The 17,052-nt window shown below is 65.1% G+C and carries 14 protein-coding genes; 8 read left to right on the top strand and 6 right to left on the bottom strand.

Translation table 11 applies throughout. The annotated features are described in order from the left end of the window. The first annotated feature begins 10 nt into the window (after positions 1-10). The 8 genes from GGQ99_RS20345 to GGQ99_RS20310 all read left to right on the top strand — a co-directional run bounded on the left by GGQ99_RS20345 (position 11) and on the right by GGQ99_RS20310 (position 7,727). Positions 11-958, top strand: a complete 948-nt coding sequence (locus GGQ99_RS20345; RefSeq protein WP_183263946.1) for an ABC transporter permease — start codon at positions 11-13, stop codon at positions 956-958. A gap of 59 nt (positions 959-1,017) precedes the next feature. Then, on the top strand, positions 1,018-2,124 hold the full coding sequence (locus GGQ99_RS20340; RefSeq protein WP_183263945.1) for an autoinducer 2 ABC transporter substrate-binding protein: 1,107 nt from the start codon (positions 1,018-1,020) through the stop codon (positions 2,122-2,124). Between the two features lie 104 nt (positions 2,125-2,228). Continuing rightward, complete coding sequence (locus GGQ99_RS20335; RefSeq protein ID WP_183263944.1) at positions 2,229-3,290, top strand: class II aldolase/adducin family protein; 1,062 nt, start codon at positions 2,229-2,231, stop codon at positions 3,288-3,290. 1 nt (position 3,291) lies between these two features. Further along, positions 3,292-4,569 carry an FGGY-family carbohydrate kinase gene (locus GGQ99_RS20330; protein ID WP_183263943.1) on the top strand — a complete coding sequence of 426 codons (1,278 nt, stop codon included), beginning with the start codon at positions 3,292-3,294 and terminating at the stop codon, positions 4,567-4,569. Continuing rightward, complete coding sequence (locus tag GGQ99_RS20325; RefSeq protein WP_425486838.1) at positions 4,566-5,405, top strand: TIGR01459 family HAD-type hydrolase; 840 nt, start codon at positions 4,566-4,568, stop codon at positions 5,403-5,405. The genes GGQ99_RS20330 and GGQ99_RS20325 overlap by 4 nt, the downstream gene beginning before the upstream one ends. Before the next feature lie 22 nt (positions 5,406-5,427). Next, on the top strand, positions 5,428-6,714 hold the full coding sequence (gene rhaI, locus GGQ99_RS20320; protein WP_183263941.1) for an L-rhamnose catabolism isomerase: 1,287 nt from the start codon (positions 5,428-5,430) through the stop codon (positions 6,712-6,714). Between the two features lie 14 nt (positions 6,715-6,728). Further along, entirely contained in the window at positions 6,729-7,046 is a 318-nt protein-coding gene (gene rhaM, locus GGQ99_RS20315) for an L-rhamnose mutarotase (protein WP_183263940.1), read from the top strand. Positions 7,047-7,049: 3 nt separating this feature from the next. Continuing rightward, on the top strand, positions 7,050-7,727 hold the full coding sequence (locus GGQ99_RS20310; RefSeq protein WP_183263939.1) for a class II aldolase/adducin family protein: 678 nt from the start codon (positions 7,050-7,052) through the stop codon (positions 7,725-7,727). Here the strand turns inward: GGQ99_RS20310 and GGQ99_RS20305 are convergent, their stop codons facing one another. The 6 genes from GGQ99_RS20305 to GGQ99_RS20280 form a co-directional block, all read right to left on the bottom strand. Next, positions 7,728-8,552, bottom strand: a complete 825-nt coding sequence (locus tag GGQ99_RS20305; protein ID WP_183263938.1) for an ATP-binding cassette domain-containing protein — start codon at positions 8,550-8,552, stop codon at positions 7,728-7,730. Continuing rightward, a complete protein-coding gene (locus GGQ99_RS20300) occupies positions 8,545-9,582 on the bottom strand; it encodes an ABC transporter ATP-binding protein (RefSeq protein WP_183263937.1) in 1,038 nt (345 codons plus the stop codon). The genes GGQ99_RS20305 and GGQ99_RS20300 overlap by 8 nt, the downstream gene beginning before the upstream one ends. Before the next feature lies 1 nt (position 9,583). Next, positions 9,584-10,480, bottom strand: a complete 897-nt coding sequence (locus GGQ99_RS20295) for an ABC transporter permease (RefSeq protein ID WP_183263936.1) — start codon at positions 10,478-10,480, stop codon at positions 9,584-9,586. Further along, positions 10,477-11,484, bottom strand: a complete 1,008-nt coding sequence (locus tag GGQ99_RS20290; RefSeq protein ID WP_183263935.1) for an ABC transporter permease — start codon at positions 11,482-11,484, stop codon at positions 10,477-10,479. The genes GGQ99_RS20295 and GGQ99_RS20290 overlap by 4 nt, the downstream gene beginning before the upstream one ends. Positions 11,485-11,541: 57 nt before the next feature. Further along, a complete protein-coding gene (locus GGQ99_RS20285) occupies positions 11,542-13,110 on the bottom strand; it encodes an ABC transporter substrate-binding protein (RefSeq protein WP_183263934.1) in 1,569 nt (522 codons plus the stop codon). Between the two features lie 85 nt (positions 13,111-13,195). Continuing rightward, the gene (locus GGQ99_RS20280) at positions 13,196-17,047 is read right to left on the bottom strand and encodes a hydantoinase B/oxoprolinase family protein (RefSeq protein ID WP_183263933.1); all 3,852 of its coding nucleotides are present in this window, start codon (positions 17,045-17,047) and stop codon (positions 13,196-13,198) included. Between the last annotated feature and the right edge of the window lie 5 nt (positions 17,048-17,052).

Genomic DNA, 17,052 nt, shown 5'->3' with positions numbered 1-17,052 from the left:
GGTCTGCGAGATGAACGTGAAATCCCTCATCCGCCACGAGACCTTGCTGGCACTGCTGCTGGTCGTCGTCCTGATCGTGCTGTCCTTCCAGTCGGACCGCTTCTTCACCGTCGACAACCTGCTCAACCAGGGCCGGCTGATGACCGAGATCGGTCTGATTGCCATTGCCATGACCTTCGTCATCGCCACCGGCGGCATCGACCTGTCTGTCGGCTCGATCCTCGGCCTCACCGCCATCCTGACCGGCGTGTTCTGGCAGAATGTCGGCCTGCCGCTGCCGGTGGCAGCAACTGCTGCGATTGCCGCCGGTACCTTTGCCGGCTTCGTCAACGGCGTCATCATCACGCGGTTCCGCGTGCCGCCGCTGATCGCAACGCTGGCGACGCTGGCACTCTATCGCGGTCTTGCCGAAGGCATCAGCCAGGCGCGCTCGGTGCGCGGCTACCCCGAATGGTTCTACGTGCTTGGCCAGCAGGACGTGCTCGGCGTGCCGACGCAGCTGTGGATCCTGTTTTTCGCAGCTGTCGTCGCTTCGATCATCCTCGCCTACACGACCTGGGGCCGTACGGTCTACGCCGTGGGCTCCAACGAGGTCGCCAGCCGCTTCTCCGGCCTGTCGGTCGAAAAGACCAAGCTTGCCCTCTACACCGCCTCGGGCTTCGCAGCTGCGGTTGCCGCCGTCATCTTCGTGTCGCGGGTTTCGACCACGCGCTCCGACATGGGCACCGGCATCGAGCTCGACGCCATCACTGCCGTGGTGCTTGGCGGCACCTCGATCTTCGGCGGGCGCGGCACGATCGTCGGCACGATCATCGGCCTGTGCCTGATCCAGGCGCTGAAGAACGGCCTGTCGCTTGCCGGCGTCAAGGGTGACGGCACGATCATGCTGATCGGCGCCGTTCTTATTCTGGCGATCCTCGCCAGCAACCTCTTCGAGAGGAGCGGCACTCGAACCTAGGGAGAGAAACGTCCTTCACTGCCGCTCTAAAGTGTCCGGACGATCAATTGGAGGATGGAATGCGTAAAATAGTGTTTTCTGCGCTTTTGGCCTTGTCCATCTCGACAAGCCTCAGCCATGCCCAGTCCGTCTGGACGGGCGGCGACGACCTGCCCACCAACCCGCTGGCCTGTGACGCCACCCCGGCCACCGCGGCGGCCAAGCCTTACGATGGCGGCCAGCCGACCAATGCGCCCGACCGCAAGGGCAAGACGATCAAGGTCGTCGACGTGCCCAAGCTTATCGGCATCGGCTACTTCAATGCCACGTCCAAGGGCATCGCCGACGCGGCCAAGGAAATGGGCTCGATGGACGCCAAGACAGACGGTCCGTCCAAGGCCAACATCGACGACCAGGTCACGCTGATCGACAACTACATCACGTCAGGTGTCGACGGCATCCTGTTCGCCGCCAACGACCCGGTCGCCATTGCCCCGGTGTTGAAGAAGGCGCTCGCCGCCGGCATCAACGTCGTCGGCTATGATGCCAACTCGACGCCTGACGCCCGCCAGTGGTTCGTCAACCAGGCCGAGTTCAACGGCATCGCCAAGGCGATGGTCGACTCGATGGCCGCCGAAATCGGCGACGAGGGTGCGTTTGCCATCGTCACCTCGACCTTCACCACGCCGAACCAGGCACGCTGGATCGCCGAGATGGCCGCCTACCAGGCCAAGTGCCATCCCAAGATGAAGTGGCTCGAGACGGTCGAGGCGCAGGAAGACAACATCCTGTCCTTCAACCAGTCGAACACGCTCATCAACAAGTATGGCGACGAGCTCAAGGGCATCTTCGGCATGACCAGCGTGGCGACGCCGGCCGCTGCCGACGCCGTGACCCAGGCCAAGAAATGCGGCAGCGTCGCCGTTGTCGGCCTCGCTACGCCGAACGCGATGAAGCCCTATGTCGGCGCCGGCTGCGTCAAGTCGGTGGTTCTGTGGAACCCTGTCGACCTCGGCTATGCCGCGGCCTACGTTCTGCGCGCGACAGCCGACGGCACGCTGGCATCGGGCGCGACCTCGGTGAAGGCCGGCAAGCTCGGCGATCTCTCCGTCATCAACGGCTCGGAGATCCTGCTCGGCGCGCCGACCGTCTTCAACAAGGACAACATCGGCAACTTCGACTTCTGAGGTCGAAAACGGGAGACGCGCTCGCGCGTCTTTCCAATTCTCGGAGCTGGCCGGCGACATCACCGCCGGCCAGCTCCGCCACTGCAATGGAAGGGAAAAACGCCATGCCAGAATCGGCCGGCTGGCAAGCCGAACTCGAAGAGCTGAAAGCCGTGTCGGCCCGTATCGGTAGCGACCCGCTGCTGACGCAAGGCGCCGGCGGCAACACGTCTCTCAAGGTCGGCGGCACGCTCTGGATTAAGGCGTCCGGCACCTGGCTGGCGCATGCGCTGGAGCGCGACATCATGGTGCCGGTGGAGATGGCGCCGTTGATTGCTGCGGTCGAAGCGATCGATCCCGCTGCCGAGCAGGCGCATCAGTTCACGATTGCGCCTCTCAACAGGTCCGGCTTGCGCCCGTCGATCGAGACAACTGTACACGCGCTGATGCCGCAGCGTGTCGTGCTGCACGTCCACTGTGTCGACACCATCGCCCATGCCGTGCGCAGCGACTGTATCGAACAGGTCGGCCCGCGTCTTGCCGGGCTCAATTGGGCTTATGTGCCCTATGCGCGGCCAGGCCTGCCGCTTGCGCTCGCCATTGCTGAACATCGCACCCAGCGGCCGGATGTGCTGGTCCTCGCCAATCACGGGCTGGTCGTTGCGGCTGAAACGGTCGCCAAGGCCGAAGCCTTGCTCGACGATGTCAAGGCGAGGCTGCGGATCGTACCGCGCGCCGCATCCGGGCCTCGTCTGGACCGGCTTGTCCAACTCGCCGCCGGCACCGGCTACCGGCTTCCGCAGTCCGAGGTGGCCCACTCAGTTGCAACGGATCCCGTAAGCACGGCCCTGGCCGCGAAAGGCAGCCTCTATCCCGACCATGTGATCTTCCTCGGAGTTGGCTCGGCCATCGCGAAGGACGGCGAAGACGTCGCTGCCGTGATCGCACGCGTGAGCGCATCGCCGGTCTCGATCCTGTTTCCCGGCGAGGGCATCCTGATGCGCGACGACGCGACGCCGGGTGCCGACGCCATGGCCCGCTGCCTTGCCGATGTGCTGGCGCGTGTGCAGGAAGCCGCGCCGGTGCGAGTTCTGACGCTTGAGGAGCACCTCCAACTGACCGATTGGGACGCCGAAAAGTACCGGCAGGACCTGGCCCGCAGGGCCGCCACCAAGAAGACCGCTTGAGATGAACACCCCGCTTGCCATCGGCATCGACCTCGGCACGTCAGGCGCCCGCGCCGTGGCCATGACGCCTGACTTCGAGATCGTGGCGCAAGGGGCGGCAAGGCTCGCGGATTTCGGCGCCAGCCGGCGCGAGCCAAGGATCTGGTGGCAGGCGGTCGAAGCGGCATTGCGCGCAGTGCTTGCCAAGGTCGACCGCGCCTGGGTCCATGCGATTGCCGTCGACGCCACCTCCGGCACGCTGCTGCCGGTCGATGTCGATGGAACGCCGCTCGCCGAGCCGCTGATGTATGACGACAAGGTCAGCGATGCCGCGCTGCTTGCCCGCATCGCTGCCGTCATCCTGGCCGAAAGCGGTGCCCACGGCGCCACCTCCGGGCTTGCCAAGGCGCTGGTCTTCCAGTCGGTGCCGGGGGTGACAAAAATCCTGCACCAGGCTGACTGGATCGCGGGCCGGCTCGCCGGTCATTTCGGCACGACCGACGAAAACAACGCGCTGAAGACCGGCTACGACCCGATCGACCGACACTGGCCGGAGTGGATCGCCGCGACCGGACTCCGAACCGAGCTTCTGCCGCGCGTCGTGGCTCCGGGCGCGCCGATTGAGACCATCGCGCCGGAGATGGCCAGCACCTTCGGACTGAGCGAGGAGGTCGAGATCATTGCCGGCACCACCGACGGCTGCGCCTCGTTCCTGGCGACCGGCGCCGACAGGCCGGGCGATGGCGTCACGGCTCTGGGCTCGACGCTGACGCTCAAGCTGCTTTGCGACCGGCCCATCTTCGCGCCCGACTTCGGCATCTACAGCCACCGCATCAACGGCATGTGGCTCGCCGGCGGCGCTTCCAACAGCGGCGGCAAGGTGCTGGCACATTTCTTCTCGACCGACGAGATCGCGCGGATGTCGAACGGCATCGACGCAGATATCTCGACTGGCCTCGACTTCTACCCGTTGCTCGAACCGGGCGAACGCTTCCCAGTGCTTGATCCGGCCTGGGCGCCACGTCTGGAGCCCCGTCCTGCAGACGATGCCGACTTCCTGAAGGCCATGCTCGAAGGCATCTCGGCCATCGAGAAGCTTGGCTACGACAGGTTGACCGAGCTTGGCGCACCGCCGCTGCATTCTATCCGTAGTCTCGGCGGCGGTGCCGCAAACCCTGCCTGGACCGCCATCCGCCGGCACAAGCTCGGCGTGCCGTTCCTGCCGGCGTATTCCCAGGAGGCGGCAGCCGGTACCGCCCGGCTTGCGCTGATCGGCCTTGAATCGGTGGGGGATCTTTGATGTCCGCCGAGCAGCTTTCAGGTATTCGCGAACTGGCCGAGCGCTTCGAGATATTCATCCTCGATCAGTTCGGCGTGCTGCACGACGGCACGGCACCCTATCCCGGCGCGGTCGAGACACTGGTGCAGCTGAAGGAGGCTGGCAAGCGCACGCTGCTCTTGTCCAACTCGGGCAAGCGTTCGGTGCCCAACGAGGCGCGGCTGGGCAAGCTCGGCTTCGTGCCCAGCAGCTGGGATTTTTTCCTCTCCTCGGGCGAAATCGCTTGGCAGAGCCTGCGAAAGCAGCTCGTCGGCGAAGCGGGTCTCCGCTGCCTGCTCATCGCCCGCGACGGCGACCGCTCGGCGGTCGAGGGCCTGCCGCTGACGCTGGTCGACGCAGGCGAAGAGGCCGACATCGTGCTGCTTTCAGCCAGCGAGGGCGACCGCCACGACCTCGACCATTATCGCCGGCTGCTCCAGCCTGCAGTCGCGCGAGGCGCAAGGTGCCTCTGCACCAATCCCGACAAGATCATGCTGACCTCGGTTGGCCCGCGCTTCGGCGCGGGGCGCATCGCCGAGCTCTACGCCGAACTTGGTGGTGAGGTGACCTGGATCGGCAAGCCGTTTCCCGAGATCTACGCCGCAGCGCTCGAAATGCTCGGCGATCCCGGTCTGGCGCGCGTCGTCTGCGTCGGCGACAGCATCGAGCATGACATATCAGGCGGGCAGGGGGCTGGGCTGCGGACCGCCCTTGTCATGACCGGTGTGATCGAGACGAGCAGCGCGGCCGAGCGGGAACGGCTGTTCGCCGAGCACGGCGCTACCCCGGACTTTCTTGTGCGGACATTTGCGTGGTGAGGCCGCGCAAGAGGAGGATTTGATGGATATGATTTCAGGCGACTCCGTCGAAAGGAGCAATGCCAACAGGGAGAAGACCCTGCGCGCCGACTACGCTTCCCTTGGCGAGCAGCTCGTCCGCCGCGGCATCGCCATCGATGCCATCCTCGCCAAGGTAGAAGCCTTTGGCGTCGCGATCCCGTCCTGGGGCGTGGGCACCGGCGGTACGCGCTTTGCCCGCTTTCCGGGGCTTGGCGAGCCGCGCGACGTGTTCGACAAGATCGAGGACTGCTCTGTCATCAACCAGCTGACGCGCGCCACGCCCACCGTTTCGCTGCACATCCCCTGGGACAAGACCGATCCGAACAGGCTGAAGCAATCCGCTGCGCGCTTCGGCCTCGGCTTCGACGCGATGAACTCAAACACATTCTCCGACGCCCGTGACCAGAAGCAATCCTACAAGTTCGGGTCGCTCAGCCATGCCGATGCGGCCGTTCGCCGGCAGGCTGTCGAGCACAACATCGAATGCATCGAGATCGGAAGGACGCTGGGGTCGAAGGCGCTGACCGTGTGGATCGGCGACGGCTCGAACTTCCCCGGCCAGGTCAATTTCGCCCGTGCCTTCGAGCGCTATCTCGAGGCGATGAAGGACATCTATGCGGCACTGCCCGACGACTGGCGGTTGTTCACCGAGCACAAGATGTACGAGCCGGCCTTCTATTCGACGGTGGTGCAGGACTGGGGCACCAACTACCTCATCGCGAAGGAATTGGGCGACAAGGCCTATTGCCTCGTCGACCTCGGCCACCACGCCCCCAACGTCAACATCGAGATGATAGTGTCGCGGCTGATCCAGTTCGGCAAGCTGGGCGGCTTCCATTTCAACGACAGCAAGTACGGAGACGACGATCTCGATGCCGGTTCGATCGATCCCTACCGCCTGTTCCTGGTCTTCAACGAACTGGTCGATGCCGAGCTTTCGGGGGCGACGGATGTTCACCCGGCCCATATGCTCGATCAGAGCCACAACGTCACCGACCCGATCGAGAGCCTGATGCTGTCGGCTGTCGAGGTGCAGCGCGCCTATGCGGCCGCACTGCTGGTCGACCGCAAGGCGCTCGAAGGCTTCCAGGAAGCCAACGACGCGCTGATGGCGACGCAGACGCTGAAGGCCGCCTACCGCACCGACGTCGAGCCCATACTCGCCATGGCTCGGCTCAACAATGGCGGCGCCATCGATCCGGTCGCGGCCTATCGTGCCAGCGGCTACCGCCAGACGGTCGCGGCCGAGCGTCCTGCATCAGTTGGTGGCAGTGGCGGCATCGTCTGAGGGGAGGGCCTGACATGTCAGAGCGCATCGCCTTCCGCATGGTCCTCAACCCGGGCCAGGCCGCCGAGTACAAGAGGCGGCACGACGAGATCTGGCCGGAGCTCAGCACCGCTCTTCGCGAGGCGGGGGTGTCGGACTACACGATCTGGCTCGATCCCGAGACCAACTATCTATTCGCGACGCTGGTCCGCGCCGACGACCACACGATGGACGCACTACCGCAAACCGAGGTCAACCGCCGCTGGTGGGACTTCATGGCCGACATCATGCAGTACAACGACGGCAACGAGCCTCTGGTCGTGCCGCTGCGCAAGGTTTTTCATCTGGAGTAGACCATGACTGACAAGGCATTGCGCGACGAAATGGTGTCGATCTGCCGGCGCATGAATTCGAGCGGCATCAACCAGGGCACGGCTGGCAATCTGTCGGTGCGCTCAAGCAAAGGCTTCTTGATCACGCCGTCGGGCATGCCCTACGACATCATGGGCCCCGACGACATTGTCGAGATGGATTTCGACGGCACCTACGTCGGTCGCCGCCCGTCTTCGGAGTGGCGGTTCCACCGAGATATCCTGAAGGCACGCGAGGACATCAGCGTCGTGCTTCATTGCCACTCGGTCTATGCGACGACGCTCGCCTGTCACCACAAGACCATTCCTTCCTTCCACTACATGACTGGCGTCGCAGGCGGCACCACCATCCGCTGCGCCGCCTATGCCACCTTTGGCACCCAGGCATTGTCTGACAACGCGCTTATTGCGCTCAAGGACCGGCTCGCCTGCCTTCTCGGCCAGCACGGCCAGATCTCGCTTGGCACCAATCTCGAACACGCCCTGTGGCTGGCGATCGAAGTCGAGACACTGTCGCGCATGTATGTTCAGGCCTTGACGCTCGGCGAGCCGCCGATCCTGCCCGACGAGGAGATGGCGCGGGTCATCGAGCAGATGCGCCGCATGAGCTACGGCCTGGCGCCGGACGCCGAGGGTACCAACGACACCGCCCGCCCGCGCTAGCTAGCCGCCGCGGCCGGTATTTGCCGGCACTTTCACCTCCGGCATCGCGCCGATCAGCATGCGGGCATATTCGCTTTTCGGAGCGTCGAAAATGTCGGAGCAATCGCCCTGTTCGACGATTTCACCGCGATTGATCAGCGCCACACGGTCGCAGAGGTAACGCACCACCGCCAGATCGTGGCTGATGAAGAAATAGGTCAGCCCGAGGCGATCCTGCAGGTCGCACAGCAGGTTCAGGACCTGCGCCTGTACCGAGACGTCGAGCGCCGAAGTTGGCTCATCCAGGAGCAGCAACTCGGGTCCGGAGGCAAGCGCACGCGCGATGCAGATGCGCTGGCGCTGGCCGCCGGAGAATTCATGCGGATAGCGGTGAAGATGCTGCGGGCCCATGCCGACCAGCGAAAGCAGCTCGGCGGCGCGGTCGCTGCGCTGCTTGCGGGTCAGGCCAAGCGTTTCGTGGTGGATCAGCAGCGGCTCGGTCACGATGTCGTGCACCGACATGCGCGGATTGAGCGAGGCATAGGGATCCTGGAATACGATCTGGACGCGCGCGCGCAGCCGCCGCAACTCGACATCGGAGAGCTTGCCCAAATCCTGGCCCTGCACACGGATGCTGCCAGAGGTCGGCGTTTCAAGATGCAGGATGGAGCGGGTGAGGGTCGTCTTTCCCGAGCCGCTTTCGCCGACGAGGCCGAAGCTTTCGCCCTTGCGCACGCTGAGCGAGACGTTCTTCAACGCATGGACTTCGGGCGATGCACCAAAAATGCCGCGACGGCCGGGGTAGATCTTAGAGACGTTGTCGATTTCAAGCATGATCTCAGCCATGGACAAGCGCCTCCATCTCGGCCACGCGAATGCAGGCAACTGCGTGGTCGTTGCCGACGGGAACCGCCGCCGGCATGGCCGCGGTGCAGGCGGGCAAGGCAAACTGGCAGCGCGGGGCAAAACGGCAGCCCGGTGGCGGCACGATGAGGTTCGGCACCGAACCCGCCAGCCCGCGCAGCATGCCACGCTTGGTTTCCCGGGTCGGGATCGCCGACATCAGCGCGCGCGTATAGGGATGAACGGGACTGCCGATCACAGCCGCGACCGGGCCGCTTTCGACGATGTTTCCAGCATACATCACCGCAACATGGCTGCACGTCTGGGCGACGACGCCGAGATTGTGTGTGATCAGCACGACGCCCATGTCGAAGTCGTTGACGCTGTTCTTGATGAGCTCGAGGATCTGGGCCTGGACCGAGACATCGAGTGCCGTCGTCGGTTCGTCGGCGATGAGGAGGTCAGGCCGGCCGATCAGGGCCATGGCGATCAGCACGCGCTGGCGCATGCCGCCGGAGAACTGGTGCGGATAGCTGTCGAGCCTCGCCTGCGCATTGGGAATGCCGACACGTGCCAGCATGTCGCCGGCCAGCTTGCGCGCGGCGATGCGGCGCGCCCGCCGGCCGGCATTGGGCGGGCAATCGAGTACGCCGGCATCATGCTCCGCCGCGGCCAGCGCCACGTCGACGAGTTGTTCGCCGATGCGGAAGGCCGGGTTCAGGTTGGTCGTCGGGTCCTGGAAGATCATGCCGATGCGCTTGCCGCGCAGGCGCTGCATCTGGGCCTGGCTGAGCTTGAGAAGGTCCTGCCCCTCGAGCAGGATCTCACCTGCGACGTAGTGCGCCGGCGGCGTCGGCTGCAGGCGCGAGATCGAAAGGCCGGTCAGCGATTTCCCGCAGCCGCTTTCCCCGACTAGGCCCCAGATCTCGCCCCGGTTCACGGTCAGGTTGATGCCGTTCAGGACATGTGCCCGGCCGTCGAAGCTCGACATCTTGAGGTGGAGGTTTTGGATCGAAAGCAGAGGTGCGGTCATCTCAGCGCCTCGCTTTCGGATCGAGCACGTCACGCAGGCCGTCGCCGAGAAGATTGAAGCCGAATACCGCCAGGAACATCGCCATGCCCGGGGCCATGGCCGTCCACCAGTAGTCGGGCATGTAGGAGCGCGAGACCGAAAGCAGCGTGCCCCATTCCGGCGTGGGCGGGCGGACGCCGATGCCGATGAAGCCGAGGCCCGCCACGGTGAGGATGGCGAAGCCCATGTCGAGGGACATCTTGACGATGATCGGCGACACGACGTTGGGCAGGATATGGCGGAAGAGGATGCGCTTGGGCGTGGCGCCGAGCGCGCGTGCCGCGGTAACATAGACTTCTTCGCGCGCAGCCAGCACCTCGCCGCGCACAAGCCGCGCATAGCCGGGCCACCACGACAGGGCGATGGCGATGACCATGTTGCCGAAGCCCGCCCCGAGGGCCGCGGCGATGGCCATGGCAAGGATCAGCCCGGGTATGGTCAGCGTGAGGTCGGTCAGCCGCATCAGCACTTCGTCGACCCAGCCGCGGGCGAAGCCGGCGATGGCGCCGACGAGCGTGCCGATGGCCGAGCCGATCAGCACAACGCCAAGGCCCGCCAGCACCGACACGCTGGTGCCGGCCATGACCAGCGACAGCACGTCCTGGCCCAGCTCGTTGGTTCCGAAGGGATGGGCCGCTGATGGCGCCAGGAAGCGCGAGGCGGTATCGACGCCGCCTGCGACGTGGGCGGGATAGGGGGCGAGCACGGTGCCAAAAATGGTGAAGAAGATCACTGCCGCGACCATGACCGCGCCGAGCATCGACAGCTTGCTCTGCGAAAAGCGGAAGAAGGCGCGGCGCAGCCTGTCGCGACGAGGCGTACCAGGATGGTCCGCGGTGTTCTGCTCCATCGTGGTCATGAGTAGCGGACCTTGGGGTTGATGACGCCGTAGAGCACGTCGATGATGAGATTGGCGAAGACGAAGAGCAGGCCGATGACCAGTGCCACGCCGATCACCGGCATCATGTCCTGCGACACGATGGCCTTGGTGGCGTAGAGCCCGAGGCCGGGCCAGTCGAACACGGTCTCGACCAGCACCGTGCCGCCGAGGAGCCAGCCAAAATACAGTCCGATCACGGTCAGCGTCGCCGAGACCGCGTTGCGGGCGACGTATTTGGTGATGATCTTCCTGGATGGCAGGCCGAGCGCGCGTGCGGTCATCACATAGTCCTGCTGCATCACCTCGATCGTCGAGGAGCGCATCATGCGCATAATGGTGGCAAGCGGCGAGAGCGACATGGCGATGGCCGGAAGCGCGAGGTGGCGCAGCGACATGGTGAATGCCGTCCAGTTGCCCGCGATCAACGAGTCGATCGTCAGGAATCCGGTCACGCTGGGCGGAGGGATGACGACGATCGGCAGGCGGCCGCCCAGCGGCAGCCACATCAGCCACATGGCAAAGCAGAGCTGCAGCAGCAGCCCGAGGAAGAAGCGCGGCATGGAGATCGCGCCGATCGCGCCCACCTGGGCGAGATAGTCCGGCCAGCGGTTGCGCCACACTGCGGTGACGAGGCCGAGCGGAATGCCGACCGCCACGGCGATGATCATCGCGGCGAAAACGAGTTCGAGCGTGGCAGGAAGGTAGGCGGCGATGTCGGTCGCGACGGGACGTCGTGTGAGGAGCGACGTGCCGAAGTCGCCATGGGCGAGGCCCGACACATAGTTCGCATACTGCGTCCAGACCGGTTTATCGAGGCCGTATTCCACCGCCAGCGCCGCGATCTCGGCCTGGGTTGCGTTCGGACCCGCGGCGAGCGCCACCGGATCACCCGGAAGAAGCCGAGCGATGGCGAACATGATGATCGTCAGCCCGATGATGACCGGTATGAGCAGCAGGAGTCGCCGCAGGATGAAACGCAGCATTGCCGATGTCCTCTGTTTGGGGCTTTGGCGGGCCCGGAGGCCCGCCAAAGATTCGACTTAGCCGAGCGACAGGCCCCACGCCTCGATCGCGTTGGAGGCGACCGGGGTGAAGCTGTAGCCCTTGACGGCGTCACGCATGGCAAGCTTGCGGCGTTCCACCACGCCGAAGACGTCGGGCGCGTCGTCGACAACCTTCTTCTGGAACTCGCCGTAGATCGCCACGCGCTTGGCCGGATCGATCTCCTTGCGCCCGGCTTCGATCAGGGCATCGACTTCCGGGTTGTTGTAGACGGCGTTCTGCCAGGCGCCGTTGCGCGACGAGTGGTAGGCTGCATAGGCGATATTGTCCGGGTCGCCGTAGTTCGCCGTCTGGTAGACCGGGAACAGGTCCGGGAAGGTTTCGGGCGACTTGCAGGCGGTCACCATGTCGGGCCAGTTCATCGGCACGATCTCAAGGTCGATGTTCAGCTGCTTGAGGCTGTCGAGCATGATGAGCGCCCAGCGGCGCTGCTGCTCGAGGCCCGAGACGTGGTACATCTTGAGCTTGAAGCCGCCTTCCGGCTTTGCCGACTTCGCCATGTACTCCTTCGCCTTGGCGAGATCGGTACGATAGGCGACGAGATCGGGATTGAAGCCTAGGATGCCGTTCGGCAGCGGGCCGGTCATCAGGTCGGCATAACCCGCGGCGTCGAGGACCGCCTGATAGTTCGTGGCATAGGAGATCGCCTTGCGCAGGTTGATGTCGGCACAGGGACCCTGCTGCGTGTTCATCTTGATCGAGAAGGTGCGGTATTCCGGCTCGATGATGCTGACAACGCCGGGCGCATCCTTCAGGGCGTCCATGTCCTCGCTGGTAAGATCGGTCGCGAGATGGGCTTCGCCGCGCTGGATCAACAGCCGCTGCGTCGCGGTTTCACGCGCGATCTGCCAGATGACGCCTTCGAGATTGCCGCCGCCGGCCTGCCACGCCTCGGGTGCACGGGCCAGTTGGTAGAGCGTGCCGACCTCGAAGCGGGCGACTGCGAACGGGCCCGAACCGGCAGTATTGGTCATTAGATAGGTCTCGCCGGAGTCGCTGCCGAGATTGGCTTCGACCACCGCCTTCTCGACGATGAAGATCCACGGCAGGACCTGCAGGAACGGCGCGAACGGCGTTGCGAGCTTGAATTTCACCGTGCCGGCGTCGGGCGCCGTCACGCCTTCGGCGGAGACGATGTCGCGGATCATCCACGAATTGCCCTTCGCCAGCTTCAGCGCGCGGCCGAAGGAATAGACGACGTCGTCGGCCGTCACGGCATTGCCGGAATGGAACTTCGCGGCCTTGTTCAGGACGAAGGTGTACTCCGTTCCGTCGGGGCTGACCGTCCAGCTCTCGGCAATTCCCGGGGTGGGCACGGGCGGATTGCCCGAGATGCGCACCAGCGGGTCGTAGACGTTGCGCATGAAGAAGGACGCCGAATAGCCGGTTGCGGTGTGCGGGTCGAAATTGGGGATGTCCTGGCCGGCGGCGATGATCAGGACGCCGCCCGACTGCGCGAAGAGTGCGCGGGGGAAAACGGTGGTGGCGAGGCCAACGCCGGCCAGGGCCAGCAGGCCGCGCCGCGAGATATTGAGATGGTCAGTCATTGCATTGCTCCATGTCGGATGTCTGGTCGTCATTGCAAAATGGGGCGGCGCCTGATCGGCCGGGCGCCGCCTTGTTGGCTCGGACTTACGCCCAGGCCTTGTTGTCCTGAAGCGCGGCGGAACCGGGAGTTCCGGGCTCCTTGCGGTAGTTGAGCGCCACATGGTCCGGCGTCACGAAACCAAGTGCGAGATCACGGGTGATCGCCGCGGGATCGCGTTCTGCCGAATTGCCGTAACCGGAGCCGCCGGCAAGGACGAGTTCCACCACCTGGTCGGTGCGGTGCAGCGAAACCAGCTCGCCCGTGCCGCAATCGCGCAGCACGCGGCCATCCGTTGAGAGAACGCGTCCGCGAGCCCCACCGCCGGCCTGTCCGCCGAACAGGCCATCGATCGGATTGTCGACGCCTTCTGGGTAGACGGATACGAGCATCTCCAGGCCGTCCTCGTCACGCTTGCGGAAGCGCAAGACCTGACCGAGCCCGCCTCGCATCTTGCCGGAGCCGCCGCTGTCGGGAAGGAATGCCTTCTCCAGCACCAGCACCGGCACGCGGCTTTCCATCAGCTCGATGGAGGTGTTGGCCGCCGATGTCGGCCAGAGCAGGGAGGAATGGCCGTCGCCGCGCTCGGAGCCACCCTGACCGCCGCCGCAGAAGAGCATGTCCGAGTAGAACTGCCCGTCCTTGGTCTGGCCGTAGACATTCGCGGCCACAGCAAGTCCGGTGAAGGACTGGACCATGTCCGGCGAGGCCGAGGCGAGTGCCGCGAAGATGTTCGGCGCGAGATACCAGCCGGTGCGCGTGCGCAGGTTCACTGCTGCCGGATAGGTCGGGTTGAGGATCGACCCTTCCGGCGCACTCACGGTGAACGGGCGATAGCACCCGGCATTGCCGCGCACCGTCGGCGTCAGCATGCACTTCAGCGGATAGGTCGCGTGGGCCGCCGTGTAGTTCAGCGTCGAGTTCAGGCCACCCTGCGGCAGCTGCGGCGGGGCACCGTCGAAATCGACGGTGATGCTGTCGCCTTCCACCTTCACCAGAACCGGGTAGGTGATCTTTTCGCCGAGCGGGTTGTTGGTGATGACCGAGCGGTAGTCGCCGTCGGGCAACGCCCGGATGGCGTCGCGCATGGCTTTTTCCGACAAGCCCTGCACGACCTCGGCCAACGCGCCCAGGTCATGCATGCCATAGTCGTGCATGAAGGCATCGAGACGTTCCGCGCCGAGCTTGTTGGCTGCGACGAAGGAGAAGATGTCGCCCAGGACCTGGTCGCCGTTGCGGACGTTCTGGCGAATGAGCTGGATCAGCGTCTCGTTCGGCTTGCCCTCCTCGAAGATCTTCATCGGCGGTATCTGCAGGCCTTCCTCGTAGATCTCGCGGGCATGGAGCGAGTCCTTGGTGCCGCCGATATCCGAGACGTGGCCGACAGTGCCCATCAGGCCCACCAGCTTGCCATTGCGGAAGGCCGGTGTGACGATGGCGATGTCGAACAGATGACCGGCGCACAGCCACGGGTCGTTGGTGATCAGCACGTCGCCGGGCTTGAGCGTCTCGGCGGGGTAGCGTGCCAGCAGCGCCTTGACCGCGCGGGGAAGCGTCAGGTTGAAGACCGGCATCGCGCGCGGGCTGTGGGCCAGCGTCTCGCCGTCCTTGTCGAGGAGCTCGCAGGCGAAGTCCTGCGCCTCGGCGATGACCAGCGAGAATGCGGTCCGGCACACGGTGAGCCACATCTCCTCGACGACGTTGACGAGGCGCGACCACATGATCTCTAGGCCGATCGGGTCGGCCTTGATGCGGGCCACCGCTTCTGCCCTCGTCATGTCAGCAGTGACGAACGCATCGGCGGCCTTGAGCGCGCCGACCTGCACGCAAAGATTCTGGCTGGCGTCGATCGTCACGCTATCCGACGGGCCGACGACGGTGGTGGATTCCCGCTCCTCGATGATTGCCGGGCCGGGGATCGTGTCGCCGGTTCGCAGCGCGTAGCGGTCGTAGACCGCAGTCTCGAACTCGCCTTCGTCGAACCAGCAGACGCGGTGACCCTTGACCCGGGCTGCCGTATCGCCGCCACCGGTGGCGCCGGTCAGCGAAAGCTGCGGCGTGGGGCCGGCGACGCGAACGCGGAAGTTGACGGATTCGAAGCGCGCGCCCTCGAAAGGCTCGGCATAGCGGGCGGAATAGGCACGAACGAATGCTTCGCGAATGGCGGGCAGGTCGGCTTCGCCGAGCGTGGTGTTGGGGAGCGGCACGCTGATGTCGTGCATCTGGCCGACAAGGCGCATGTCGGCGCTGCGCTCGACCACGATATCGGCTGCCGCAATGCCCGAACGGGTAAGCTGGTGACGTCCCTCGTCTTCGAGGCCCGTCAGCACGCCATTGGCGGCTTCCGCGTCAAAACCTGATTTCAGCTCGACACGCAGCGACCGCACGCCCTCGAAGGACAAGGGCGCCGCAAGGAAACCGAGCGCCGATGCAGCACCCGATGCCGGCGGGATCAGGACGGAGCTGATGCCCATGGCGCGCGCCACGTCGACCGCATGGGCCGGACCGGCGCCGCCGAAACCGACCATGGAGTATTCGCGCGGATCCTTGCCGCGCTCGACCAGGTGCACGCGCGCCGCCGAGGCCATGCTCTCGACGACCACCTTGTGGATGCCGAGGGCAGCTTCTTCGATGGTCAGGTTCAGAGGCTCAGCCACGCGCGCAATGGCTGCACGGGCGGCCTCGAGGTCGAGCTTCATGCGACCGCCGAGGAAGAAGTTTGGGTCGTAGTAGCCAAGCGTGAGGTTGGCGTCGGTAACCGTCGGCTGCTTTCCGCCCATGCCATAGCAGGCCGGGCCCGGGTCGGAGCTCGCGGAATGAGGGCCTACCTTCAAGAGGCCGACGTCGTCGATGGCGGCGATCGAGCCGCCGCCGGCGCCGATCTCGATCATTTCGATCACTGGCGCCTTGATCGGCAGCCCCGAGCCCTTGACGAAGCGGTGGACGCGCGCGGCCTCCATCATCGGCGAGATTTCGGCGCGGCCGTTCTCGATCATGCAAGCCTTTGCGGTCGTGCCGCCCATGTCGAAGGAAATGACGTCGGAAAGACCGGCTGCCTGGCCGAACAGCGCGGTGGCGAGCCCGCCGCCCGCAGGGCCGCTTTCCAGCAGGCGGATCGGGAAGTCTCGCGCGGTTTCCAGGGACATGAGGCCGCCGGCGGAATGCATGAGCCGCAGCGAGCCCGTGAAGCCTGCGCTGCGCAGCGACTTCTCCAGCTTGGTGAGATAGCGGTGCATCAAAGGCTGCACGAAGGCATTGGCGCAGGTCGTGACCGTGCGCTGGTATTCGCCCATTTCCGCCACGACCTCGCTCGACATCGAGATCGAGAGATCAGGGAAGGCGGCGCGGATGATGTCGGCGGCGCGGCGTTCATGCGCGGTGTTTGCGTAGGAATGGATGAAGGCAATCGCGATGGCCTCGCAGCCCTGCGCGACTAGCGATTTCGCTGCCAGCAGAACCTGTGCTTCGTCGAGGGGCATCTCCACGTCGCCGCCGGCCGTCATGCGCTCATCGACTTCGAGGCGCAGGTCGCGCCTGACCATGGGATCGGGGAAGGAAACGAATAGGTCGTAGATGTCGTAGCGCTGCTCGGTGCCCATTTCGAGCAGGTCGCGGAAGCCGCGTGTCGTGATGAGGCCGACCGGCGCGCCCTTACGCTCGATGACGGCGTTGGTGACCAGCGTGGTGCCGTGAACGATCTCGCCGACATCCCGGTGCGTGATGTTCTGCAGGGCAAGCAGCTCCTGTAGGCCAAGAAGTGCGGCCTGGGAGGGGTCGTGAGGCGTGGTCAGGCGCTTGTGAAGCGTTACGGAGTGGTTCTGGCTGTCATAAAGCACGAAGTCGGTGAAGGTCCCACCAATGTCGAACCCGACGCGCCAGCGGTTGGGCAGATCACTCATTACAT

The sequence above is a fragment of the Aminobacter niigataensis genome, assembly GCF_014200015.1.
GTDB lineage: Bacteria > Pseudomonadota > Alphaproteobacteria > Rhizobiales > Rhizobiaceae > Aminobacter > Aminobacter niigataensis.
This window is presented reverse-complemented; position numbering and strand designations above follow the sequence as displayed.

Bases quoted from the DNA above. Each gene is read 5' to 3' on its own strand.
- GGQ99_RS20280 (WP_183263933.1), bottom strand. From the start codon at position 17,047: ATGAGTGATCTGCCCAACCGCTGGCGCGTCGGGTTCGACATTGGTGGG.
- GGQ99_RS20330 (WP_183263943.1), top strand. From the start codon at position 3,292: ATGAACACCCCGCTTGCCATCGGCATCGACCTCGGCACGTCAGGCGCC.
- GGQ99_RS20290 (WP_183263935.1), bottom strand. From the start codon at position 11,484: ATGCTGCGTTTCATCCTGCGGCGACTCCTGCTGCTCATACCGGTCATC.
- GGQ99_RS20295 (WP_183263936.1), bottom strand. From the start codon at position 10,480: ATGACCACGATGGAGCAGAACACCGCGGACCATCCTGGTACGCCTCGT.
- GGQ99_RS20335 (WP_183263944.1), top strand. From the start codon at position 2,229: ATGCCAGAATCGGCCGGCTGGCAAGCCGAACTCGAAGAGCTGAAAGCC.
- GGQ99_RS20300 (WP_183263937.1), bottom strand. From the start codon at position 9,582: ATGACCGCACCTCTGCTTTCGATCCAAAACCTCCACCTCAAGATGTCG.
- GGQ99_RS20305 (WP_183263938.1), bottom strand. From the start codon at position 8,552: ATGGCTGAGATCATGCTTGAAATCGACAACGTCTCTAAGATCTACCCC.
- GGQ99_RS20340 (WP_183263945.1), top strand. From the start codon at position 1,018: ATGCGTAAAATAGTGTTTTCTGCGCTTTTGGCCTTGTCCATCTCGACA.
- rhaI (WP_183263941.1), top strand. From the start codon at position 5,428: ATGGATATGATTTCAGGCGACTCCGTCGAAAGGAGCAATGCCAACAGG.
- GGQ99_RS20310 (WP_183263939.1), top strand. From the start codon at position 7,050: ATGACTGACAAGGCATTGCGCGACGAAATGGTGTCGATCTGCCGGCGC.
- GGQ99_RS20285 (WP_183263934.1), bottom strand. From the start codon at position 13,110: ATGACTGACCATCTCAATATCTCGCGGCGCGGCCTGCTGGCCCTGGCC.
- GGQ99_RS20345 (WP_183263946.1), top strand. From the start codon at position 11: ATGAACGTGAAATCCCTCATCCGCCACGAGACCTTGCTGGCACTGCTG.
- rhaM (WP_183263940.1), top strand. From the start codon at position 6,729: ATGTCAGAGCGCATCGCCTTCCGCATGGTCCTCAACCCGGGCCAGGCC.